This is a genomic window from Bifidobacterium tibiigranuli (assembly GCF_022655035.1).
GTDB lineage: Bacteria > Actinomycetota > Actinomycetes > Actinomycetales > Bifidobacteriaceae > Bifidobacterium > Bifidobacterium tibiigranuli_A.
Genome location: NZ_JALCUA010000002.1, coordinates 386765 through 410865 on the forward strand (window position 1 = coordinate 386765; position 24101 = coordinate 410865).

The window sequence follows — 24101 nt, forward strand, 5'->3', positions numbered from 1 at the left end:
CTCCCACGTCTCGCTGACTCTGATCGATCGAATTCTAGTATTCTCGTCACGCAAATCACCCCGTTAGCGTGACGTTAATACTAGAACATCCGATTCCTAGTACTGTCGTCACGCAAACCACCCTGCTAGCGTGACGACAGTACTAGGATTACACGCCGATTGCATCATCCCGTGCGGCTCAGCCCAGCAGCTTCGCAACGGTGGCGAGCACTGCCCGCACATTCCGCGCAAATTCCCCCGGCTCAGGCAGCAGCGACAGCGCCAGGTAGCCGTTCGACGCCATATCGAAGAAATAGCCGGGCTGGCCGGAAAGCCGCTGATCTCGAATCAGCGCCAGCACCACATCGTTCTCGTCCAGCACGGCCGGCAGCCGCAGCAGCACGTTCCACCCGCCTTCCGCGCGCAGCACGGACACCAAGCCATTGGCGTCATCATCCAGCAGCGTGTGCAGGGCCGCTAGATTGGCCGATGTCCTGTGCAGGACGCGCTTGGTCTGCGCAGGCACGGCGGCCAGCAGCTCCGGGATACGGTTGACGATGATATCGCTCATCGGCAGGTAGTCGTCGGCGATCACATCGAGCCGGCGCAGGGCCTCATCCACATCAGGCTGCGGCCCGGAGACCTGAATCCACCCCACTTTGGCGTGCGGCGCGGCCAACATCTTGGAGAAGCCATCCAAGGCGAAGGTCAGCACGCCGCGCTCGCCAGCCAAGCGTGCATTGCCCGCGAAGGGCTCAAGCGCATAATCGAAGAACACTTCGTCGGCGATGAGCGCGATATCGTGCTCGCGGCACAGTTCCAGCACCGCGCCGCGTTCCTCCGGCTTGATATACGACCCGGTGGGATTGTTCGGGTTGATAAGCACTAGGGCGCGAATGCGCGGGCCTTCCGGACCGTCGAGCAGTGTTTTCAGCTCCGCCGCATCGATGAACCATGAGCCATCGAAGCATAGCTGGTATTCGCGCGTCCGCACGCATTCCAGGCGCGCAATCGATTCGATAAGCGGGTACCCCGGCTTGGGCGCAAGCACGATATCGCCGGGATTGCACAAGAGTTTAAACAGCCAGGAGTAGGCTTGCGAGGTCGAGCTGAGCAGATAGAGCCGGTCGGGATCGATAGCGCCAGCAGCAGCGCCCGCACTGGCACCAGCACTGGTATCGCGTAAGCCAAGGAAGTCCGCCAGCGCCTCGCGTGCCTGGCGAGGTCCGCGCGGCTGCGCTGCGTAGACGCCGGGAATCGCGGCGGGGCCAAGCCCGTGACGTGTGGGATTCGAATCGTTGAGCTTGTCCAGCGCCACACCTTGGGCAGCAGCCTGTGCCTCGGCCCGGGCTATGGGGTTGGGATCGCTGATATCCACTCGTGAAGAAAAACGCACACGCCCAGCCTAGCTGTGCGCCGCGAATTCGTGGGCGTTACGGATGTCCGCAATGCAGCAAGGCCGCCGACAACAGTCAGCGGCCTTGCGTTCACAAGCATGCAGAAGTACTACCGACTACTGCCCGTTCCATTTCGTCGTCGCATAGTATGCAGCGCCGACGATGCCAGCCGCGTTGCGCAGCTTGGCCGGAACGATAGGGGTCTTGATATCGACATAGGGCAGGAACTTCTCGCTCACGCGGCTCACGCCGCCGCCGACGACGAAGAGATCCGGGCTCAGATATGTTTCCAGCAGACCGTAGTATTTGGTCAGCCGCTTCGCCCACTTCTTATAGCCCAGGTCCTCCCGCTCGCGCACAGCGGAGGACGCCCACTTCTCGGCGTCGCCCTTGCCCTTGGGCAGCTCGATATGGCCCAGCTCGCTATTGGGGATGAGCACGCCGTTGTAGATCAGCGCGGTGCCGATGCCCGTACCCAGCGTGGTGCCGATCACAAAGCCGTTCTGGCCCTTCGCCGCGCCGAAATGCTGCTCGGCCAGGCCTGCGGCATCAGCGTCGTTGACCACGGTGACCGGGCGACCGCACGCCTGAGAGAACACTTCGGTCACATCCACGCCAATCCACGACTGGTCGAGGTTGGCCATGAAATCGAGCTTGTGACCGGGCTTGATCGGCGCGGGGAAGGCGATGCCCACCGGGACATCTTCGGGTACCTCGAAATGATCAAGCTGCTGGCGCACGATCTGCGCCACCGAATCCGGCGTGGAGACCTCGGGCGTAAGAATCTTCAGACGCGGTTCGGCGAACTGGCCCTGTTCCAGATCGACCGGCGCGGCCTTGATGCCCGAGCCTCCGATATCGACGCCAAACGCCTGTGCTGTTTCTATCATCTCTTACCTCTCTGTAGGATGGCAAATTCATTGCTGATATCCGTGATTCTAGCGCGCACTGCACCCGACACGCTGCACCCGACACGCTGCCGATATCTGAAAACAAGCTAACGTTTGCATCCATGCTCGCACAGGACCGCAGAACAGCGCGAAAACTGACACGCAGGAGGCTTCGTTCGCTCTTCGGCGGCGTTTCCTAGATGCCATGCATGCCGATCTGCGCCATAATCAAAGTATGTCGTACACCCAGCTCATTGACGCCATCAACATCCGTTCAGCCGTCCGTCGCTATGACCCCGCCCCCATCGACGAAGACATGGCCCGCCAGCTCGACATGGCCCTTGATGCCGTGAACACGTTGTCAGGCCTGCATCTACAGCTCATCCGCAACGAGCGACAGGCCTTCGGCCCAGCCGTCGATTCCGGGCGCTTCGCGAATGTCGCGAACTATCTGGCCATCGTGGGGCCGCGCGGCGACAACGAATCCAGAGAGAAGGCCGGATTCTACGGCGAGCGCATCATACTCACCGCCGTACAACGCTCGTTGGGCGCCTGCTGGGTGGCCGCCAGCATAGACCGCGAGCAGGTGGAGCGCCATTGCAGCATCAATGGCGGCGAAGAGCTCTACCTCGTGGCGGCCATCGGATATCCCGAGCATCACGAGGACTATGCGCAGCGCAGCTACGAGGACCTTGTGCAGGTGCAGAGCACGCATCGCACAAGCAAATCCTTCGAGGAATTCACCCGCTCGATGAACGACGAGGATCGCCGCCTTGCGCCCGCGTGGTTCACCGCAGGCGTCGAAGCCGCGATGAAGGCCCCGAGCGCCAGGAATCTGCAGCCGGCATGGTTCTCCTACAACGCCGAAGACGACACGGCCGCCGCGCATATCGATTATCAGGCGCAGGACAACCACGCCTTCAACGACCTAGGGATAGCCAAGCTCCATTTCCAGATCGGAGCCGGCTCCGGCAGCTGGACCTGGGGCGACGGCGGCCTGTTCACACGGCAGTAGGCCTGAAACCTGCCGCACTGCGTCCACCCGCCGCCTCACCTGTCTCATTTATTTCATTTGTCTCCATCCCCACTCATCTCACCCGCTCTCATCCGCCTGAAGAGATACCTCTTGCATGACGCCCCGGCGAGGGGTATAAAGGGACTCGCAAGTTTCAGGGAAGGTGAAAATCCTTACTGGCGGTAACTTCCATTCCGGCGTCATCATGGCGGCCATAACGGTGAAGAAGAAGCCCGCGACCCGCGTCAAGCGGCTGATCCGGTGAGAATCCGGGGCCAACGGTTACAGTCCGGATGGAAGAAACGAGGCTCATATGAGCGACCTTTCGCATGCCGGAAATACCCCGGCGTCATCACCGATTTCAACTTCGACGGACCCTTCAGGTGCTGACCCTGCAGCGCAGTCGACGGCCGCGCGCAATGCGCATGACACCGGAGTCGCCGACTCCGGCCGCTGGTCGACCAGGCGCATCGCGATCTATGCGCTGTTCGTCGCGCTGGCCATGGCCACGAGTTTCGTCGAATTCCCGATCATTCCCGGGGTTCCGTGGCTCAAATACGACCCTTCGGGCATCGTCTGCCTCATCGCCGGCTTTGCCTTCGGCCCCTCGGCCGCAGCCATCGTCAGTGTGCTGGGCTTCACCCCGCATCTGCTGATGGACCCGTGGGGCACGCTTATGGCGGTGCTGGTCTCCCTGGCGCTGAGTGTACCGGCCGCGCTGGTCTACAAGTACCGCCGCAGCCAAGGCGGTGCTATCGCAGGCATTCTGCTCGGAGCGCTGTGCGCGTTGGCCGTTGCGATTCTGGGCAATCTGGTCGTCACGCCGATCTACGCGCATATGAGCATCGCGCAAGTCGCCGCGCTGATCGTGCCGGTGCTGCTGCCGTTCAATCTCATCAAGTTCGCAATCGATGGCGTTGTCACATATCTGATCTACAAGCCCGTCTCGAACCTACTGCATCGCTGAGCGCCGCATGACGAATGTGATTGCACAGCCGCGGCCCATGCGGGCTGCCACGGCGTTATCGGATGCTGCGCTATCATCAGCGGCAGTAGCAGCATGCGATGCTGGATTGTCCGGACGCGCCGAGTCTGCGATATCCACTAAGCCGTTGGCACCCGCCGAGTCATTGATACTCGGGGAGTCGTTGATATCTACAAAACCGCTGATATCCACTGACTCGCTGCCGAACCCGACATTGCACGCCGTGCAGCTGAACGGTGTGCGCTTCAGCTACGACCGTGGCAAGGCCTGGGCGCTGGACGGCATCGATCTGACGATTCGGCCCGGCGAGCGCATCTGCCTGACCGGGCCGAATGGCTCGGGCAAATCGACCCTGTCTCGCATCATCGCCGGGCTGGTCGCACCTGACTGCGGCACCGTGCAGCTGCTGGGGCATCAGGTGTTCGACGGAGCGCAGCCCGACCCGCAAGCGTACCGACAAGCCCGCCACGGCATCGGCGCGGTGTTCCAGAATCCCGAGGATCAGATCGTCACCACCGTGGTCGAAGACGATATCGCGTTCGGTCCGGAGAACCTCGGCCTGCCGCGCCCTGTCATCGCCCAGCGTCTCGACGCGGCGCTGGAGGCCGTGGATATGGCCGCATACCGCCACGGCGATCCCGCGCATATGAGCGGCGGCCAGCAGCAGCGCATTGCCATCGCTGGAACGCTGGCAATGGCTCCGTCCATGATCGTGCTTGACGAACCCACCGCGATGCTCGATTCCCTGGCGCAAGCCGAGGTCATGAGCATACTCGATGCTTTGCAGGCGCGCGGCACCACCATCGTGCATGTTACGCATCGCAACGGCGAAACCGCGCACGCCGACCGCGTCATTCGCATGGAGCATGGCCGCATCGTTGCTGATACAACGGTTGCTGATGCGAAGGCTACTGATACGACCATTACGCAGCCCGCCGCTGCGCCGCTCGACGCCGACACCAAACCCGATGTCACCCATGTCACAGCCACCACAGCCGCCGACCGCGACCCTGAATCCAACGACTCGCACAGCACCGCATGGCACGGCATGACGGCCGATTGGCAGGCCCACGTCGACCGCCCTGCCATCGAGGTGAGCCATGTCTCGATGCGCTATGCGAATGCCAGCAATGCAGCTCTCGACGACTTGTCGCTGACCATCGAACCCGGCGAAACGGTAGCCATCATGGGCCGTAACGGCTCAGGCAAGACGATGCTCGCCCGGCTGCTAGCCGCTCTGGAGAAGCCGAGCGCCGGCACAATCCGCATCGCCGGTATCGACCCGGCCACACGGTCAAGACGCGCCCGCAAGGAGCTGCGCCGTCAGGTGGGGCTGGTGATGCAGCGGCCCGAACGACAGCTGTTCGCCGAAACCGTGGCCGAGGACATCGCCTACGGACCCTCGAACCAGCATCTTGCGCCAGCCGAGGTCGCCAGCCGCGTGCAGGATGCCATGATGCTGCTGCACATCAGCCATCTCGCGCAGCGCTCCCCTGCCAGCCTCTCCGGAGGTCAGCAGCGCCTGGCCGCCATCGCCGGGGTCATCGCATGCCAGCCCGGCATCCTCATCATGGACGAGCCGACAGCCAGCCTTGACACCGCAGCCAGCGCGCGCATTCACGAGCTGGTGCACGCGCTGCATGATCGCGGCGTAACGATCGTCATGATTACCCATTCACTTGAGGAGGCGCAGACCCTGGCGAGCCGCATCATCACGCTTCCGGAGCATGCGGCCACACCGCTTTCGATCGTCGAAGAAGGCGAGCAAGGCGAGGCCCGACCGGCATCGTTCGTGGCCAGTCTCGACCCGAGGGTGAAGATGGTGGCTTTTCTGGCCCTCATGTTCACGGCGTTCATGATCCACACTCCCGTGCAGTTGGCGCTGAGCGCGATATTGGTGGCCGGCATCGTCGCAGCGGCACGCATCAGCCCGCTGCGTCTGCTCGCCTCGATTCATATGTTCCTGGCTCTGTTCGTGATGATGGGACTGCTCAACGTGTTCTTCGTACGCACGGGAGCCACGCTGTTCACCATCGCGTCCGTGCCTATCACCACGGATGGCTTGAGCGTCGCGATGCTGTACATATGCCGTTTCGCGCTAGTGGTCATCCTCGGCGCGGTACTGCTCGAAACCACGACTCCCACCGCGCTGGCCGACGGCTTCGGCTCGCTGCTCTCCCCGCTGCATCGCGTCATGCACACGCAGGAGCTGGCGCTGGTGATGAGTCTGGCGCTGCGCTTCCTGCCGATTCTAGGGCGTGAGACGCGCGCCATCATGGACGCGCAGTCGGCGCGCGGCGGCAGCATCGAAACCGGCTCCCCCGCCCGGAGAATCAAGGCGATGAGCGCAATCATCGTCCCCGTATTCGCAGGCACGCTGCGTCACGCCGACAATCTGAGCCTCGCCCTCGATGCCCGCTGCTACGAGGAGGGCGCGCGCCGGACCCATTGGCGGCTGATGCGCGTCAAAGCTCGCGATATCGCGTTCGGCATCCTTGCGGCGGTCTACATCGTGGCCCTCGTCGTACTGGGGCTGATGTAACTGCTGCGATCGGTATCGTTCTGCGCAGTTTTCCGTTAGTTTCCACCATTTTTCGAAGCTTTCCGCACGCCGCTTGCACGCTGCGCCTGCGTGTCGCCGCAGGCGCAGCAACGCCATATGCAGGTGATACAGTGAACGAAAACCTCGCGACTTTCGAAGGAGATTGACTATGGCGATACGCAAGCGAACAACCACTGTCGAACCGTTCGCCCTTGAGCATACGAACATCGTCACCGGCGATGAGGATGGCCGCACGCTCACGGATATGACGATTGTCATTGACGAGGGCGGGCGCATTTCGCAGGTCATGCCCAGCGCGCAGATCGGCGTGCCGCAGGGCTACCATCGTATCGACGCCTCCGAGAAATTCGTAGCCTCAGGGCTTATCAACATGCATGTGCATCTCTTCGCCGATGGCAAGCCCATCAATCCCAAGCAGGCCACGCCGAAAGGTCAGGCCCTGCTCTCTGCACTGACTCGCACTCCCGTAGGCCGTTCCTATATCCGCAGGAAAGCCGTATCAGGCCTTGACACGCTGCTTAATTCCGGCGTCACCACGATTCGCACCGTCGGCGACGTGGGATATGTGGCGGTCGGGCTGCGCGACAAGATTGCGGCCGGAAAGATGCTCGGCCCTCGTATCTTCGCCTCCGGACCGATGCTCGCCTCGCCTGGTGGTCACGGGGCCCCGCTGGTGGCCTTGGAATGCGAGGACGAAGAGTCCGCCCGCACGAATGTGGAAAAGAACATCGATCACGGCGTCAACGCCATCAAAATCGCGGCCACCGGCGGCATCACCGATTCGCAGGTGCTTGGCGAGGCGGGAAGCCCGCAGATGGATGTCGAAAGCATGCGCACGATCTGCGACGCCGCGCACGCCTGCGGACTTCTGGTCGCCGCGCACGCCCAAAGCCCCGAAGGCGTCAAGAACGCGCTGACGGCCGGTGTGGACACCATTGAACACGGCAGCGCCCTCGACGACGAGCTGATCGCCCTGTTCCACGAGAACCCCAACTCGCTTCACGGCTACTCCTCGCTCATTCCCACACTGTCCGCCGGCATGTCAATCAACGCTTTTCCGCGCGATGTCTCAGGCATCACCGAAATCCAGTACGAGAATTCCAAGCCTGTGTCCGAAGGCATGCTCGCCGCTGCACGGCAGGCACATATGAACGGCATTCGCGTCGGCGTCGGCACCGACACTGGCATGACCTTCGTCACCCAGTACGCCACATGGCGCGAACTGTATCTGCTCGCCCATTACGCCGGCTTCACTGCGGCCGAGGCGCTGCACGCCGCGACGCAGGTCAACGCCCAGATTCTGGACATCGGCGACGAGACCGGATCCATCGAAGTCGGCAAGGCCGCCGATCTGCTGGTGCTCGATGCCGACCCGACGCATGATCTGCGCACGCTCACCGCGCCAAAGCTCGTGGTCGCCGCAGGACGCCCGGTGTGGCGGCCGAAGGTCAAGCGCTTCGACGACATCGACACGATGCTTGACGAGCGTCTCTAGAGACGGTTGCTCTGCTGCCGTTCATTAACCGTTGCCAGCTCAGCGGCGACGGTTAATGAACGGTTCCCCGGACGCATACCGCCGCACATTTTCGAGTGCGATTGCGATAATAGCCTCGCTCGTCTGCGCGAGATGATTACCGCCGGCGACATGCGGCGTGATCAGGCAGTGCGGCTCGTCCCACAGCGGATCATCCGCAGGCAACGGCTCTGGCTCGGTCACATCGAGTCCCGCGCCGCGAATGCCGCCATCGCGCAGCACATGCAGCAATACTTTGGGGTCAATGGCGTCGCCGCGTCCGGCATTAATCACCACGGCGCTAGGCTTCAGCAGGCCAAGCCGACGCGCATCCAGCAGATGATGGGTCTGGGGCGTGGAAGGAACCGCCATCGCCACAACGTCAGCGAGCCGGAGCAGCTCATCAAGATCTTCGAAGCCATGCATCTCATCGATGCCGTCGGCACTCTGATTGGCATTCCTGCGCACGCCATAGGTGCGCATGCCCACTGATTTCGCCAGTTTGGCAAAGCATGAGCCGATATCGCCGGTGCCAATCACCACGGCTGCTCCGCCCTGCGGGCTCAGCACCTCGCCTTCGTCTGTCCAGCGATGTACCGCCTGGTTGCGCGCATACTCCGGAAGCTGCTTCATCAGCGCCCACATCAACGCGAACATATGTTCTGACACGGTGCGCCCGTAGGCTCCGGTGGCATTGGTGACAGCTACGCGCTCGGCCAGCACGCCGGGTGCCACGTAGCGGTCGACGCCTGCGCTCGTGGTCTGCAGCCATTCCAAGCGCGGGCATTGCGCGGCGTCGGCGGTCGGCACATTGCCGATGATCGCCGTCGTTCCGGGACGCAAGGCGGCAGGAAGCTCGGCATGCCATATCATGCTCGAAAGGTCGGCGGAGTCGTTGACGAATTCCTGTCGGATGCCGTTTGCGGCCTGGGCGAATCGCTCGCGCTGTTCGGCGTTCAGCGGCAAGGTGTTGACAATAAGGCGCGGAGTGCTGGAATCATGCTGCATTATGCTCATAGCTCTAATCTAGGCCATTGTGACGGTCTTCCGGCTCCTACGCTTCACGCGAATCGGGTTTGCCGTGCAGAATCGAGCGAATGCGTTCCAAACGCGGGCCGAGCTCGTACTCGTAGCCGCGCTCGTTGGGGTGGTAGTACTCGTGGCCGACCAGCTCATCAGGCATGTACTGCTGCGCGGCGACCGCGCCGGGCGCGTCGTGGGCGTATTGATAGCCTTCGTGGTTGCCCCATGATTTCATGAGCTTGGTCGGCGCATTGCGCAGATGCAACGGCACCTGGCCGATCAGCCCGGCGTCCACGTCGGCGAGCGCCGCGTTGATCGCGTTGTAGCTGGCATTCGACTTGGGCGCGGTGGCCACGGCGATAGTCGCCTCGGACAGAATAATGCGGGCTTCGGGCATGCCGATCATCGCGACGGCCTGCGCTGCAGCCACCGTCACCTGCAATATTTGCGGCGCGGCCATGCCGACTTCCTCGGCCGAGGCGATCATGATGCGCCGGGCGATGAACCGCGGGTCCTCCCCCGCCCTGAGCATGCGCGCCAGATAGTGCAGCGCGGCGTCAGGGTCGGAGCCGCGCATCGATTTGATGAAGGCGGAGATGACATCGTAGTGGTCATCGCCCTTCTTGTCATAGCGCACGGTGGCCGCGTCCATGATTTTGCCGACCACTTCCGGCGTGATGATCGGCTTGCGAGCGCCCTTTCTGCGCTCCTTGTCACCGGTGACCGCGCCTGCTGCAGCCTCGAGAATCGTCAGCGACTTGCGCGCATCGCCCGAAGCCATGCGGATAATCTCATCGATGGCCTCGTCGCTGGCCTTCACCTCGCCTTTGAGCCCGCGCTGGTCGTCAAGCGCGCGCGTAAGCAGCACCTGCAAGTCCTCAGGCTCCAAAGCTTCGAGCTTGACCACCACGGAACGACTCAGCAGCGGCGAAATCACGGAGAAACTTGGGTTTTCGGTCGTGGCTCCAATGAAGGTCACATCACGGTTCTCCACGCTGGGCAGCAACGCGTCCTGCTGCGACTTCGAGAAGCGGTGTACCTCATCGATGAACAGCACGGTTTCACGCCCCTGCGCCACCAGCCGCTCATGCGCCCGCTGCAGCACCGCACGCACATCCTTGACTCCGGAGGTGACCGCCGAAAGCTCCTCGAACACACGCCCGGACTGCTTGGCGACGATATAGGCCAGCGTCGTCTTGCCGACCCCAGGAGGGCCAAACAAAATAATCGAACTCGGCGCAGTCAGCGAGCCCTTCGACGCGGGATTCGCCAGCCGACGCAACGGCGAACCCTCCCCCAGCACGCGGTCCTGCCCCACCACCTCAGCAAGCGTCGAGGGCCGCATCCGCACCGCAAGCGGCCGCGTCATATCCTCGGGCGCATCGGCCGCGCCAAACAAATCCTCAGTCATACTGCCAGTGTAGTCAGGCCGCATCAACAGCGCCCCGCAGCCTTCGCGCTGCGCGAGACTGCTTGTGTAAGTCTGCACAGTGTAAGACTGCACAGTGTAAGACTGCACAGTGTAAGACTGCACAGTGTAAGACTGCACAGTGTAAGACTGCACAGTGTAAGACTACACAGTGCAGAACTACACATGCAGTCGATGCGGCGGCAAACCTATCTCACACCGTCGCGACTGGGCCGACGTGGTAGTCGACGAAGACGACTTCGCCGCCTTCCTGTGTAGCGTCGAGGTCGACGGTTCCGGTGATGGCCCAGTCGTGGTCGCCGTCGGAGTCGTCGATGATCTGGCGGACCTTCCACGTGTGCTCATCGCGCTCATGGGCGTCGTCCAGGATGAACAGCTCGCCGCTGCGGGCCTTCGCGTCGATGCCGACGTACTCATGCTGGTCGTAGTAGTCGTCGAGCGTGTCCTCCCACTCGTGCACGTTGTAGCCCCAGTCCTTGTCGAGCGCGCCAAGCTCGGCGGGCTTGTCGAGGTCCATGAGCTGGACGCGGCGGAACACGGCGTTGCGGATGAGCACGATGAGCCCGCGCCGGTCCTCAACCACCTGATGGGCAGCGCCCGGGGCGGCTGCGGACAGCGCGTCGAGTTCGCTCTGCGAGGCATCGCCGGCATGCTCCCATTCGTCGATGAGGCTCGAATCGACCGAGCGCACGACGACGCGCAGCCAGGAGATCACATCCTCAAGCTGCTCGTTGCGCTTCTCGACCGGCACGGTGCGAGCTAGCGACCGGTAGGCATCCGACAGGTAGCGCAGCAACGTGCCCTCAGAGCGCGCGATGCCGTAACGGGAGATATATCCCGTGAAATCGCTCGCCGTCTCGACCATGTCGCGCACCACGGATTTGGGGCTCAGCCAGTAGTCATTCGCCCACGGCACATCCTTGCGATACTGCTCGAAGGCCGCGTCAAGCAGCTCCTCCAAAGGCTTGGGATAGGTGACTTCCTGCAGGCGCTCCATGCGCTCCTCGTAGTCGAGGCCGTCCGCCTTCATCGTCGCCATCGCCTCGTCTCTGGCTTGGCGTTGCTGTGCCTTGAGCACCTGGCGCGGGTCGTCCAGCGTGGCTTCGACCATCGAGATCACGTCGAGCGCATAGCTGTCCGACTCGGAGTCGAGCAGTTCCAGCGCGGCCAGCAGGAATGGCGACAGCGGCTGATCGAGCGCGAAGTTGTCCGGCAGGTCGATGGCGAGATAGTAGTCCTTGCCACCACGGCCGTTGTCTTCCACCTCGATGAATTCGGAATCGAACATCGTCTGGAATATCTCGCCAACACGATTATGCAGATGCTCCTTCTGATCCGGCGTCTGCGCCGAGTCGTCAACGAGCTGGTCGAGCCGTGCCCGCGCATCGCCGCCCTGGGCGACTTCGTTCAAGATCATGGCGTGCGTGATGACCATATGCGGCACCAGGGTCTCCGGCTCGGCATCGACCAGCTTCTCGAAGGTGCCCTTGTTCCAGGTCACGAAGCCCTCGGGAGCCTTCTTGCGCTTGATCTTCTTGAGCTTCTTCGGGTCGTCGCCCGCCTTGGCGATCGCCCGCGCGTTCTCGATCTCGAATTCGGGCGCTTCGGCCACCACCAAACCTTCGGTGTCGAATCCCATGCGGCCCGCGCGGCCGGCGATCTGATGGAATTCGCGGGCGCGCAGGCGACGCATCTTCGTACCATCGAATTTGGTCAGCGCGGTCAGCACCACGGAGTGAATCGGCACGTTGATGCCGACGCCGAGGGTGTCGGTGCCGCAGATGACCGGCAGCAGGCCCTGCTGCGCCAGCTGCTCGACAAGGCGCCGGTAGCGCGGCAGCATGCCGGCATGATGGATGCCCACGCCGGTGCGCAGCAGTCGTTGCAGAATCTTGCCGAAGGCCGTCGTGAACTTCGTGCCCTTCATCGCCTCCGCAATCGCCTTGCGCTGCTCCTTGCTCGATACGCCGGTTCCGGCCAACGCCTGCGCGGTTTCCAGCGCGGCATCCTGCGAGAAATGCACGACATAAATCGGTGTGTCCTGCCGGTTGAACAGCAGCTCCACGGTCCCCGCGAGCTGCCTGTCGGTGTACTCGTAGTTCAGCGGCACCGGCCTGGGCGCGTCCGCGATGACATCGACATCCGTGCCGGTCATCGTTTCAAGCTTGTCGGCTATCGCGTCGACATTGCCCAGCGTGGCGCTCATCAGCAAGAACTGCGTATGCGGCAGCGTCAGCAGCGGCACCTGCCACGCCCATCCGCGCTCGCGGTCGCCATAGTAATGGAATTCGTCCATCGCCACGCAGCCCACATCGGCGTGGCTGCCTTCGCGCAGCGCCTGGTTGGCCAGAATCTCCGCCGTGCAGCAGATGATCGGCGCATCGGCGTTGATGCGCGTGTCCCCCGTAATCATGCCAACGTTCTCGCGTCCGAAAGCCTCGACCAAGTCAAAGAACTTCTCGGAGACCAGCGCCTTGATCGGCGCGGTGTAATACGACCGCCTGCCCGTGCACAGCGCGGCGTAATGCATGCCCAGCGCCACCAGCGACTTGCCCGAGCCGGTGGGCGTGTTGAGCACCACATGGTCGCCGGCCAGCAGATCAGTGATGGCCTCCTCCTGATGCGGCCACGGCTCGATGCCCTTGACCTCGTCCACCCAATCGAAGAAGCGCTCGTATATCTCGTCAACGTCGATTGCGCCGCCTTCGTCGCCCCAGCGCGGCGCAAGCTCGCCCAGTGTTCGTTTACTCGGTGTCTGTTTATCGTTGTTTTCCTGTGAATCCGCCATAATACGCCAAGTCTATCGTTCAGTCGTTACCGAGCAGGCATCCGCGCCCATATATCCCTCACAGGAATGTAGCGAGATAGATGGGCAGGTAGTCGCGACCGTTCCCCCGTTTGATATTAGCGGTGTGCAGGACTATCTGGGTGCCAATACGGCCAGCAAAGCAGGCCTTGAACTTATCAAGCGAAGCCGTCGCATACGGTTTCAAGATGAAAGTACAATGAATATATCACGGATTCAAAGCGAATCATCTATCAAAATTGCACGGATTCAAAGCGAAGTAAAAAAAACTCTGTCTCGTTTGTGACAGTTATGCTGAATAAGTGTCACAAACGAGACAGAGTACATGCCCCTGCCACGTGATAGGGAATCCGACGCCTGCTGCTACTTGCGCTTTGCCACAACAGCCGACGTCGGCTGAACCAACTTCGCCGGCCCCTTGGGTTCCTTGGTCTGTTCGAGCGTATCGGGATGCGCGCCTTCGGCCAATGGGATCAAGTCCTTGATGCTGTTGACGACATGCGAGGGCTTGAAGGGGAATTTATCAATCGATTCGGCCGAGGAGATGCCGGTGAGTACAAGGAAGGTCTCGACGCCAGCCTCAAGGCCTGCACGGATATCGGTGTCCAGCCGGTCGCCGATCATCGCCGTGGTCTTGCTGTGGGCGGCGAGCTTGTTGAGCGCCGTCCTGAAGAAAATCGGGTTGGGCTTGCCGATGAAGTACGGCTCAAAGCCCGACGCCTTGTGAATCATCTCGGCCACCGCTCCGGCAGCGAGCAGATCACCGCTGGACGACGGGCCGGTGTAATCAGGATTCGTGCAGATGAAGCGCGCGCCGCCCTGAATAAGCTGGAGCGCACGAGTCAGCTGCTCGAAGGAGTAGTTGCGCGTCTCGCCGATGATGACATAGTCCGGGTTCTTGTCGGTGAGCACGTAGCCGACATCGTGCAGCGCCGTGGTCAGCCCCGCCTCGCCGACAACATACGCCTTGCCTCCCGGCATCTGCTGGCTGACGAATTCCGCCGTAGCCAATGCGCTCGTCCAGATGTTCTCCTCGGGAATGTCGATGCCGCTGGCATGAAGCCGCCAGTTCAGATCGCGCCGCGAGAAGATCGAATTGTTGGTCAGCACCAGGAACGGCGTGCCGGCCTCTTTCAGCGTTTCAATGAACTCGACAGCGCCAGGAAGCGCCTCGTCCTCATGAACGAGCACCCCATCCATATCAGTGAGCCAGGCCTGTATGCCATGATTCTTCATTGATTCATTCATACGCCCAGCATACCCCATTGACGCCGCTCACCGTAGACGCGCTCCGCGCAAAACACAAAAAGAGAGGCACAACATAATCACTCATGTTGCGCCCCCCTCGCGGAGTTCAGCGCCGTCTACTCAGAGCTTGTCTACACAGCGCCATCTACTCAGTGTCATTTACCGAGTGTCATTTACCGAGTGCTGGCTTGGTCTCCCTTGTGGTCATCCCCATCAAGTCCGGGGATGATGGGCTTGAGGAAGTCGGGAATCTGCAGGGAGCGCGAATTCGGCTGCGACTCGGGGTGGGTGAAATCGTATCCCTGAATGTAGTCGATGCGTCGCCAATCCTGAATGGCGGCATTCGAACCATGCAGACGCACATGGTGCTGCAACGGGGCTCCGCCGTATGGCAGCTCCTCGCTTTCCTTGGCGACTGCGACCTGGCTGCGGTTCGACGCATCCAGAATCGCAATCGGGGCGAGCGGCTCGGTCTCCGCAGCTCCCGTGGTGCGCCGCTGCATGCGCTTGGGCAGCCATTCGGCGAGCCGGGACAGCAGCCAGCAGACGATGAAGTAGATCACTGCAGCGACGACGAGCGTCTGCAGGATGTTGAAGTACATCGAACCGAGGCGTCGGGATTCCTGCAGCAGATCGGTGTACATGATAATCGACCCGAGCGCGGTGTCCTTGAGCACGACGACCAGCTGGGTGACGGCTGCGGGCAGCATCGCATACACTGCCTGCGGCACCTCAACCTGCATCAGCGATTGGGTGCGCGTAAGCCCCAATGCCAGCGAAGCCTCCCGCTGACCGTTCGGCAGATTGCCCACGCCCGAACGCACCAGTTCGGCGACCACCGAACCGTTGTACATGATCAGCGCAAGCACGACCGCCCAGTACGAGGCGTCTTGCATCCCCGCGAAGGCGAACCAGCGCCAGAAGAAAATCATCAGCAGCAGCACCGGCACTGCACGGCAGAACTCGACGATGACGGCCGAGATGCTGCGGATGGCGACGTTGGGCAGCAGCCGTCCGATGCCGAACACCAGTCCGAACAGCACGGCTCCCACAACGGCGAACACGGCGGCCTTGAGGGTCATCCATAGGCCAGGCAGGTAGAAATCAGTCCATGCCTCGCCTTCCACGGCTGGCTTCCACAGCTCCCAGCTCAACTGGTTCTCGCCATCCGGCGGATTGTGCAGACGCAGGAGGATGAGCACCAGCACTGCAATCATGACGATGGCGGCCACGCCATTGAGAATCCGTATGGTGCGCCGGCCCTTGGGGCCGGGCTGGTCGAACAGAATCGAGCTTTCGTTGTTTGCGTTCATGCCCTTACCTCCGAACTGCAAGTCTGTTGGACAGATACGTGGTCAGCATGCCAATTGGAATGATGAGAATCACGTAGCCCATGGCGAAGATGAGGAAGATCGACACGATGACATCGGCATGGAACTCAATCATCTGGCTCATCAGCGACGAGGTCTCGCTCGCCACCGAGGCGGCTGCAGCGACCGTCGAGTTCTTCAGCAGTGCGATGAAGGTGTTGCCCAGCGGCGCCACCGACCCTCGGAAAGCCTGCGGAAGGATGATCTGCGTGGCGGATTGCATGAAGTTCAGTCCCAGCGCACGTGAGGCCTCGGCTTGGCCGAGAGGCACGGTGTTGATGCCCGAGCGCAGCGATTCGCATACGAAGGCCGCGGTATACAGCGACAGACCGGTGACGGCCAGCCAGAAGAAGTTGACATCGAAGTTGTCGGAGAAGCTGATCTTGAGCTGCGCATAGGCGCCCAGCACCATGAATACCATGATGATGGTCAACGGCATGTTCTTGAAAAGCTCCACATAGCCGGAGGCGACCTTGCGCAACGAGGAAATCGGGCAGATGCGCATCATGACGAGCAGCACGCCGAGAATCAGCGAGAAAAGCGTCGACCACAGGGTCAGTTCGATATTGACGAGGAACGCATGCGGAACATCGTACTGGCTGAAAAGCTGGATGAACGAATGCATATCACTTCTCCCCTTCTGTAGGATCCGGCGGGTTGAATTTGGGATTGGGCGTGTAGTGCGCACCCTGGGTGTTGTCTTGCACGGCGCGCTCCCATGAGCCGTCGCGAATCATGTCAGCGATGGCCTTGTTGATTTTCGTGGCGAGCTTCGTGTCGCCCTTTTTGATGCCGACCCCGTATCGTTCCTGGGTGAACGGCTTGCCGACGACCCGCAGCCTGCCGCGCGATGCCGCAGCGAGGCCGGCCAGAATGATGTCATCGGTGGTCACTGCATCCACGATTCCCGAGAACAGCGCAGTGGCGCATTCCGCGTAACCGGGCTGCTCCATGAGCTGGACCTCGGAGGCGAACTTCTCCTTGACAGTCGCTGCGGAGGTCGAGCCAGTGACCGAGCATAGCCGCTTGCCGTTGAGATCATTCGGCCCCTTGATCGACGTGTCGTCCTTGCGCACCATGAGATCCTGGCCGGCCACGAAATAGGGCCCGGCGAAGGAAACCGCGTTCTTGCGCTCGTCGGTTATCGAATAGGTGGCGAGGATCATGTCGACGTCGCCATTCTGCAGCATAGCTTCACGCTGCTTGGAAGGCGCTTCCTTCCATACGATCTGGTCTTCGGAATACCCGAGCTTCTTGGCGATGTACTTCGCCACATCGACGTCGAAGCCCACGTACGTGCCCGACTTCTTGAAGCCGAGTCCGGGCTGGTCGAATTTGATGCCGATGCGAATCTTGCCGGCATCACCGGCCGACCCGCATGCGGCCACTGCGAACACGCATGCGATGGCGCACAGACCGGCGATGATTCTGCGCCACATTCGCCTCGCACTTGAGGATAATACTTGCATATGCTTGCCTTCTTCTTCATAACGGCTTCATAAGGGCTTCGTAGGGTCTTCGTGACGGCGTACATTGGACGCCGCACAGGCCACCAGTTTCAGCCGGATACGCTCTGTGTCCAAACGGCCGACTGCGGCATGCTGTGCGGCGTTCCCGTATCGTCGCATCGCATGCTGCAACTACTTAGCTCAGTCAGGACAGCCGAATAGCCTTGAGTGGCCCTAGGTCCGATTCAGTGCGTGAGAATCTTCGAGAGGAAGTCCTTGGCGCGATCCGTCTTGGGATGGTCGAAGAACTCCTCGGGAGTGCCTTCTTCAAGAATTCGCCCATCGGCCATAAATACGATGCGATCGGCGGCCTTGCGCGCGAATCCCATCTCATGCGTGACGCAGATCATCGTCATGCCTTCATGCGCCAGCTCGATCATAACATCAAGGACTTCGTTGACCATCTCAGGGTCAAGCGCCGAGGTCGGCTCATCGAAAAGCATCACCTTGGGTTTCATCGCCAGCGCGCGGGCGATGGCGACACGCTGCTGCTGACCGCCGGAAAGCTGGGATGGCATCTTCTCGGCCTGCGATTCCACACCCACCCGGGCGAGCATATCCATCGCGAGGTCCTCAGCCTCTTTGCGATTCATATGGCGAACCTTGACAGGCGCAAGCGTCACATTGTCGAGGATGGTCTTGTTGGCGAACAGGTTGAAGGACTGGAACACCATTCCGACCTCGGCGCGCAATGTGGCAAGGTCCCTGCCCTCTTGGGGGAGCTCATGCCCGTCGATGCGGATGACTCCCGAATCAATGCCCTCAAGCCGGTTGATGGTGCGGCACATCGTCGATTTTCCGGAGCCGGACGGCCCCACCACGACGAGCACCTCGCCCTTGTCCACGCTGATGTTGATGTCCTTGAGCACATGGAGCTTGCCAAAATGCTTCTCGACATGGGAAAGCTCTACAAGTGGACTGCGGGCCTGCCCCGTCTGCGAACTCTTCTGCGCAGTCGGAGCCGATATTGTTGCTGTGGTTTCTGACATGGTTCGCCAGTATAATGGCGTTGTGTTACGACTGTCTACACGTCTTCTGCACATTCGACGCCCCTTCGCGTAGCGCCCGAAGCCGGTTAGCGGCAGCGCAATCGTACTGTCAGTTGGTCTTGTGGCATAGCGCGTCAGGAAATACTGCATGCTGTGTCAAGCTATTTGGCCATCTCACTATGCGATACAGTGTCCGCCATGCGAATAGCTGCCATCGCAGGAATCGCTTTTCGCCGGGCGCTGTGTCGATGCCGAGCGCTGCTGGGCGCTGTGCCAACGCCGCCATCGCAATCCGCGTCATTGCGTCCAATATTATCAATCGCCGGCCATGATGCCTCACCGCTCCCGTAGGAGCGAAAAGCATCATGACCGGCGATTGCATTCGTCAGTGTCAGAACAGCATCAACACCAGGAGGTAAAGGAAGTCAGTCCTTGTCCTCGTCCGGGTCGTAGTCAACGCCGGTTTCGGCGCGCTGCGCATCCGAGATCGGGGCCGGAGAGCCGGTGAGCGGGTCGCGGCCGCCGCCGGCCTTCGGGAAGGCGATGACGTCACGGATGGAATCGGCCCCGGCGAACAGCGACACGGTGCGGTCCCAGCCCAGCGCGATGCCCGCGTGAGGCGGGGCGCCGTACTTGAACGCCTCAAGCAGGAAGCCGAACTTCTCCTGGGCTTCTTCGGGCTCGATGCCGAGCACGTTCAGCACGCGGTCTTGGATGTCGTCGCGGTGGATACGCACAGAGCCGCCGCCCATCTCCTCGCCGTTGCACACGATGTCGTAGGAGTCGCTCATCGCATGCTCGGGGTCCTTGTCGAAGGTATCAATCCAGTCTGCCGAAGGCATGGTGAACGGGTGATGCATCGAGGTCCACTTGGAGTGGCCGACAGCCACATCGTCGTCATCGGGGTCGTCGGTGCGCTTGAACAGCGGGAAGTCGACAACCCAGGTGAACGCGAATTCGTCCGGATGCAGCAGCCCGGCGCGGCGGGCCAGCTCGACACGAGCGGCACCGAGCAGCAGCTGCGAGGATTCGCGCGAACCTGCGGCGAAGAACACCGCGTCGCCGTCCTCGGCGCCGACTGCGGCCTTCAAGCCGTTGCGCTCGTCATCGGAGAGGTTCTTGGCGACGGGGCCCTTGAGCTCGCCGTCTGCCGTGAACTGCACGTACGCCAGACCTTTGGCGCCGCGCTGCTTGGCCCATTCCTGCCAGGCGTCGAACTGGCGACGCGGAGTGGATGCACCGCCCTTGAACACGATCGCGCCGACGTACGGGGCCTTGAACACGCGGAACGGGGTGTCCTTGAAGTATTCGGTGAGTTCGACAAGCGGGTTGCCGAAGCGCAGATCGGGCTTGTCGGAGCCGTACTTGTCCATGGCGTCCTGCCAGGAGATGCGCGGCAGCGGCAGCGTGACCTCATAGCCGCGCGACTTCCAGATTGATGCAATGACCTGCTCGGCCATGCCGATGACATCCTCCTGGCTCACATAGCTCATCTCGATGTCGAGCTGGGTGAACTCGGGCTGGCGGTCGGCGCGGAAGTCCTCGTCCCTGTAGCAGCGCGCCAGCTGGTAGTAGCGCTCGACGCCACCGACCATAAGCAGCTGCTTCAAGAGCTGCGGCGACTGCGGCAGCGCGTACCACGAACCTGGCACCAAGCGGGCCGGCACCACGAAATCGCGTGCGCCCTCCGGCGTGGACTTGATGAAGGTCGGGGTCTCCACCTCGGTGAAGTCCATATCCTCCAAGGCATGGCGGGCAGCGCGGGTCATATCCGAGCGCAGCTTCAAGTTGCTTTGCATCTGCGGGCGGCGCAAATCAAGGTAACGGTACTTGAGGCGCACGTCCTCGCCGGGAAGCTTGTTCTCCGACTCGTTCTCAAGCGCGGTCGAGACCTGGAAGGGCAGCGCGTCGGACTTGGCGAGCACGGTGAGCTCGCGCACCACGACCTCGATCTTGCCAGTCGCCAGATGCACGTTCTCATTGCCTTCGGGGCGTTCGCGCACATCGCCGACCACCTGCACGACGAATTCGCTGCGCAGCGGGCGCGCGATCTCCTCATCATTGATGACGACCTGCACCAAGCCGGTGCTGTCGCGCAGATCGATGAAGGCCACGCCGCCGTGATCGCGACGCCGATCGACCCATCCGGCGAGCGTCACCGTGCTGCCGATAAGTGCCTCGGTCACCTCGATGGCATGATGTGTTCTGTAAGCCGTGCGGCCCATACTGCCTCTATTCCTTGAATCCTTGTCAATCCGTAACATTTTCCATGCCGCGCCTGAAGCGCGACCGCCTTGCAAAGCCTTGGAAATCAGGCCTTGAGACTGACGGTTTGCCGAGCGTACACAGTATCCGGCTCCCACGACTTGATATCGGCCGGCTGCTGCTCGCCGGACATGATGTCGCGCACCTCGTCGCCGGGCGTTTCGCCGTTTGCTGCCGTGGTCGTTTCGCCGTTCTGCTCGCTGCCTTGTGCCGCCTGCGCCACCTGCGCCGGGAACCAGACGTACGGTATGCCAAGCTTGTCCGCATACTTGATCTGCTTGCCGAGCTTTACGGCCTTCGGCGCGACATCAGCAGCGATGCCGCGGGCGCGCAGCACATTGGCGATGGCGTTCGACTGCGCCCGGTCCACCTCGTTCCACACCGCCACCAGCACCACGGCGGGAGAGACACGCGAAGCCTGCGCGCCTGCGGTATGCAGCATATACGACACCAACCGCGACAATCCGATGGACAGGCCCACTCCCGGATAGCGCTTGGAGCCTTGCGTAGCCAGATTGTCGTAGCGCCCGCCCGAGCAAATCGACCCCAGGGAATCCGCGCCGTCGAGGAAGGTCTCGTAGACCGAACCGGTGTAGTAGTCCAGCCCGCGGGCGATCTTCAAATCCGCAATTACCGAGCCGGGGCGTATCTTCGCCGCCTCATCCACAATCATCGCCAAGGTGTCGAGCCCTTCGCGAGCCAAGGCATAGGCATCGCTGTCATGGCTGATGGCTTGGCTTTCGCATAACGCGTCGAAGCGCTCGGCCAGCTCGGTGCCATTGGCGGCAGTCAGCTCGGCAAGTGCAAGGCAGGCTTTCGCCTGAGTCTCGTTCGCTCCACAGGACTCGACCAGCAAACGCGCCACTTCGTCCGCACCGACCTTGTCGAGCTTGTCGATCTCGCGCAGCACGCCTTCGATGTCGCTTAAGCCCAACCCGCGATAGAACCCTTCGGAAAGCTTGCGGTTATTGGCATGCACCGTGGCCTTGGGCAGACCGAACGCACGCAGCTCCTCCAAGGCGCTGACCATCACGAGCGGCAATTCGACCTCATAGTGCAACGGCAGATCGCCATTGCCCACCACATCGATATCGGCCTGCACGAATTCGCGGAAGCGGCCCTCCTGCGGGCGCTCGCCGCGCCACACTTTTTGAATCTGCCAGCGCTTGAAGGGGAAGGCAAGCGCGCCCGAATGCTCGACGACGTACCGGCTCAGCGGCACAGTCAGGTCGAAATGCAGGCCGAGCCGGTCCTCGATCGGCGTGTCGGATTCATGGCCGACCTCCTGCAGCCGGGAGAGCAAGTAAATCTCCTTGCTGGTCTCGCCTTTTTTGAGCAAACTCGAGCCCTGCTCCACCGCGCGTGTCTCGATGCCGATGAAACCATTCAGCTCGAAAACCCTACGTAGCGTATCGATGACGCGCTGCTCCACAACCCGCTCGGAGGGAAGCCACTCCGGAAATCCTGATATTGATGCACCTTTTGACACGATTCCCTATAATAGGTGAAGTCGCGGAAAAAACACGGGAACAACTCCCGCGCCTGCGTACCCTGTGCACCACAAGCCGTAAGGAGCTGGCCATGGCCGACGAAACCGTCACCGAATCCGAACACACCCCACAGACCCCCGAACAGGCTCCGACACCAGCGGCTCCAGAGCAGTCTGGCGCCGCGCAGCCGGCCGCAGCCCCTACGCCCAAAGCTCCTGCCAAGGCTCCGGTACCCAAGCCTCATGTTCCCTCCCCCGCCGCGCTGGCGAAGAAACCGGCCCAGCACAAGGTCCCGGCCGCTGCGAGCATTTACTCCCAGGCCGATATCAAGGCATCCGAATCCTTCGGGCGCGTGGATGAGCAAGGCAATGTTTTCGTGCGCGAAGGCGAATCGGAACGCGAAGTCGGGCAGTTCCCGGGCGCTACCAACGAGGAGGCGCTGAGCCTGTATGCGCACCGCTTCCTTGATTTGAAGGCGAAGCTCGAAGTATTCGCCGCCCGTCTGGAGGCCGCGAACATCAAGCCCAAGGAGATTAACGATTCGCTCAAATCCCTTGGCGAAGAAGTCGCGCAGCCGGCCGTCGTCGGCGATATCGCGTCGCTGCAGGCACGCTACGAGGAACTGAAGAGCGCCGGCGAGGCCAAGAAGGAAACGCTGGCCAAGGCCCATCAGGAAGCCGTGGCAAAGGCCGTGGCCGAACGCACTGCAATCGTCGAGAAGGCCGAGGCGCTGACCGCATCCCTTGGCGACACGACGAACTGGCGTTCCACCGCTGACAAGTTCCGCTCCCTGTTCGACCAGTGGCAGCAGCATCAGCGCACGTCGGTGCGCATCGACAAAACCGATGCCGACGCGCTATGGAAGCGCTTCTCCTCGGCACGCACCACCTTCAACCAGGCGCGCCGCAAGTGGGCGCAGAATCGCGACAACGAGCGCAACGAAACCAAGCGTCTCAAAGAGGAAATCATCGCCGAGGCCAACGAACTCAAGGATTCGACGGCCTGGGGCGACACCTCGCGCAAGTTCAACGAGCTCATGGACCGTTGGAAGCAGGCTGGCCGCGCCGGGCGCAATGAGGACGATGCGCTGTGGACGCGCTTCCGCGAGGCCGCTGACACCTTCTTCAACGCGCGTCAGGCCGACCGTGAGCAGACGGACTCCTCCGAACGGGATAACCTGGTCAAGAAGGAGGAGCTGCTGAAGAAGGCCGAGGCGCTGGTCCCGGTCAAGGACGCCAAGGCAGCCAAGCAGGCTCGCCAGGCGCTTGCCGCCATCCAGGAGCAGTGGGATGAGATCGGCTATGTGCCGCGCGAGGACATGCGCCGCATCGAGGGTCGTCTTGACGCCGTCGACAAGCAGATCAAGTCCGTCGAGGACGCCGAGTGGAAGAGCCGCGACCCCGAGGCCGACGCCCGCAAATCGAGCTTCGAGGAGCAGCTGACCGCTCAGCTCGCCGAGCTGGATGCCCAGATTGCCGCCGCAAGCGATCCCAAGAAGAAAGCCAAGCTCGAAGCCGAAAAGGCCACCAAGGAGCAGTGGCTCAACGCCGTGAAGTAAGGTAGCCCCTGCAGATTCTTCGGCAACTGGCGGCAAACGGCCACTGAGTACATGTCAGTGGCCGTTTGCCGCC

17 protein-coding genes and 1 riboswitch are annotated in these 24101 nt (G+C 61.8%); of the genes, 5 read left to right on the forward strand and 12 right to left on the reverse strand.

Annotated features, from left to right (window positions below):
• Nucleotides 1-178 precede the first annotated feature (178 nt).
• On the reverse strand, nucleotides 179-1375 hold the full coding sequence (locus tag LKK40_RS04275) for a pyridoxal phosphate-dependent aminotransferase (RefSeq protein WP_304309449.1): 1197 nt from the start codon (nucleotides 1373-1375) through the stop codon (nucleotides 179-181).
• Nucleotides 1376-1492: 117 nt separating this feature from the next.
• Nucleotides 1493-2266 carry a polyphosphate--glucose phosphotransferase gene (gene ppgK, locus LKK40_RS04280; protein ID WP_304309451.1) on the reverse strand — a complete coding sequence of 258 codons (774 nt, stop codon included), beginning with the start codon at nucleotides 2264-2266 and terminating at the stop codon, nucleotides 1493-1495.
• Nucleotides 2267-2501: 235 nt separating this feature from the next.
• Between ppgK and LKK40_RS04285 the strand changes: the two genes are divergently transcribed.
• The 4 genes from LKK40_RS04285 (at nucleotide 2502) to LKK40_RS04300 (ending at nucleotide 8324) form a co-directional block, all read left to right on the forward strand.
• Nucleotides 2502-3281: a nitroreductase family protein gene (locus LKK40_RS04285; RefSeq protein ID WP_304309453.1), complete on the forward strand. Its 780-nt coding sequence runs from the start codon at nucleotides 2502-2504 to the stop codon at nucleotides 3279-3281.
• A gap of 146 nt (nucleotides 3282-3427) precedes the next feature.
• Nucleotides 3428-3590: riboswitch (FMN riboswitch) on the forward strand.
• Between the two features lie 4 nt (nucleotides 3591-3594).
• A complete protein-coding gene (locus LKK40_RS04290; RefSeq protein WP_434735134.1) occupies nucleotides 3595-4248 on the forward strand; it encodes an ECF transporter S component in 654 nt (217 codons plus the stop codon).
• A gap of 181 nt (nucleotides 4249-4429) precedes the next feature.
• Nucleotides 4430-6808 carry an energy-coupling factor transporter ATPase gene (locus LKK40_RS04295; RefSeq protein ID WP_434735147.1) on the forward strand — a complete coding sequence of 793 codons (2379 nt, stop codon included), beginning with the start codon at nucleotides 4430-4432 and terminating at the stop codon, nucleotides 6806-6808.
• Nucleotides 6809-6977: 169 nt separating this feature from the next.
• Nucleotides 6978-8324: a metal-dependent hydrolase family protein gene (locus tag LKK40_RS04300; protein ID WP_304309455.1), complete on the forward strand. Its 1347-nt coding sequence runs from the start codon at nucleotides 6978-6980 to the stop codon at nucleotides 8322-8324.
• A 39-nt stretch (nucleotides 8325-8363) separates the two neighbouring features.
• On the opposite strand, the gene LKK40_RS04305 is transcribed toward LKK40_RS04300, so the two are convergent.
• From LKK40_RS04305 to hisS, 10 genes are all read right to left on the reverse strand, one after another.
• Nucleotides 8364-9359, reverse strand: coding sequence for a D-2-hydroxyacid dehydrogenase (locus LKK40_RS04305; RefSeq protein ID WP_304309456.1), 996 nt, complete (start codon nucleotides 9357-9359; stop codon nucleotides 8364-8366).
• Between the two features lie 37 nt (nucleotides 9360-9396).
• Nucleotides 9397-10776 carry a replication-associated recombination protein A gene (locus tag LKK40_RS04310; protein ID WP_304309457.1) on the reverse strand — a complete coding sequence of 460 codons (1380 nt, stop codon included), beginning with the start codon at nucleotides 10774-10776 and terminating at the stop codon, nucleotides 9397-9399.
• Between the two features lie 211 nt (nucleotides 10777-10987).
• A complete protein-coding gene (locus tag LKK40_RS04315; RefSeq protein WP_304309458.1) occupies nucleotides 10988-13582 on the reverse strand; it encodes a DEAD/DEAH box helicase in 2595 nt (864 codons plus the stop codon).
• Nucleotides 13583-13963: 381 nt separating this feature from the next.
• Nucleotides 13964-14848, reverse strand: a complete 885-nt coding sequence (locus tag LKK40_RS04320; RefSeq protein WP_304309459.1) for an HAD-IIA family hydrolase — start codon at nucleotides 14846-14848, stop codon at nucleotides 13964-13966.
• Nucleotides 14849-15021: 173 nt separating this feature from the next.
• Nucleotides 15022-16161: an amino acid ABC transporter permease gene (locus tag LKK40_RS04325; protein WP_304309461.1), complete on the reverse strand. Its 1140-nt coding sequence runs from the start codon at nucleotides 16159-16161 to the stop codon at nucleotides 15022-15024.
• Between the two features lie 4 nt (nucleotides 16162-16165).
• On the reverse strand, nucleotides 16166-16843 hold the full coding sequence (locus tag LKK40_RS04330) for an amino acid ABC transporter permease (RefSeq protein ID WP_304309462.1): 678 nt from the start codon (nucleotides 16841-16843) through the stop codon (nucleotides 16166-16168).
• A gap of 1 nt (nucleotide 16844) precedes the next feature.
• Complete coding sequence (locus LKK40_RS04335) at nucleotides 16845-17657, reverse strand: glutamate ABC transporter substrate-binding protein (protein WP_434735135.1); 813 nt, start codon at nucleotides 17655-17657, stop codon at nucleotides 16845-16847.
• Nucleotides 17658-17911: 254 nt separating this feature from the next.
• The gene (locus tag LKK40_RS04340) at nucleotides 17912-18715 is read right to left on the reverse strand and encodes an amino acid ABC transporter ATP-binding protein (protein ID WP_304309464.1); all 804 of its coding nucleotides are present in this window, start codon (nucleotides 18713-18715) and stop codon (nucleotides 17912-17914) included.
• Between the two features lie 425 nt (nucleotides 18716-19140).
• Nucleotides 19141-20940, reverse strand: a complete 1800-nt coding sequence (gene aspS, locus LKK40_RS04345; protein ID WP_304309466.1) for an aspartate--tRNA ligase — start codon at nucleotides 20938-20940, stop codon at nucleotides 19141-19143.
• An 86-nt stretch (nucleotides 20941-21026) separates the two neighbouring features.
• A complete protein-coding gene (gene hisS, locus LKK40_RS04350) occupies nucleotides 21027-22469 on the reverse strand; it encodes a histidine--tRNA ligase (RefSeq protein WP_304309468.1) in 1443 nt (480 codons plus the stop codon).
• 92 nt (nucleotides 22470-22561) lie between these two features.
• Between hisS and LKK40_RS04355 the strand changes: the two genes are divergently transcribed.
• Nucleotides 22562-24028, forward strand: a complete 1467-nt coding sequence (locus LKK40_RS04355; RefSeq protein ID WP_304309470.1) for a DUF349 domain-containing protein — start codon at nucleotides 22562-22564, stop codon at nucleotides 24026-24028.
• Nucleotides 24029-24101: the final 73 nt, after the last annotated feature.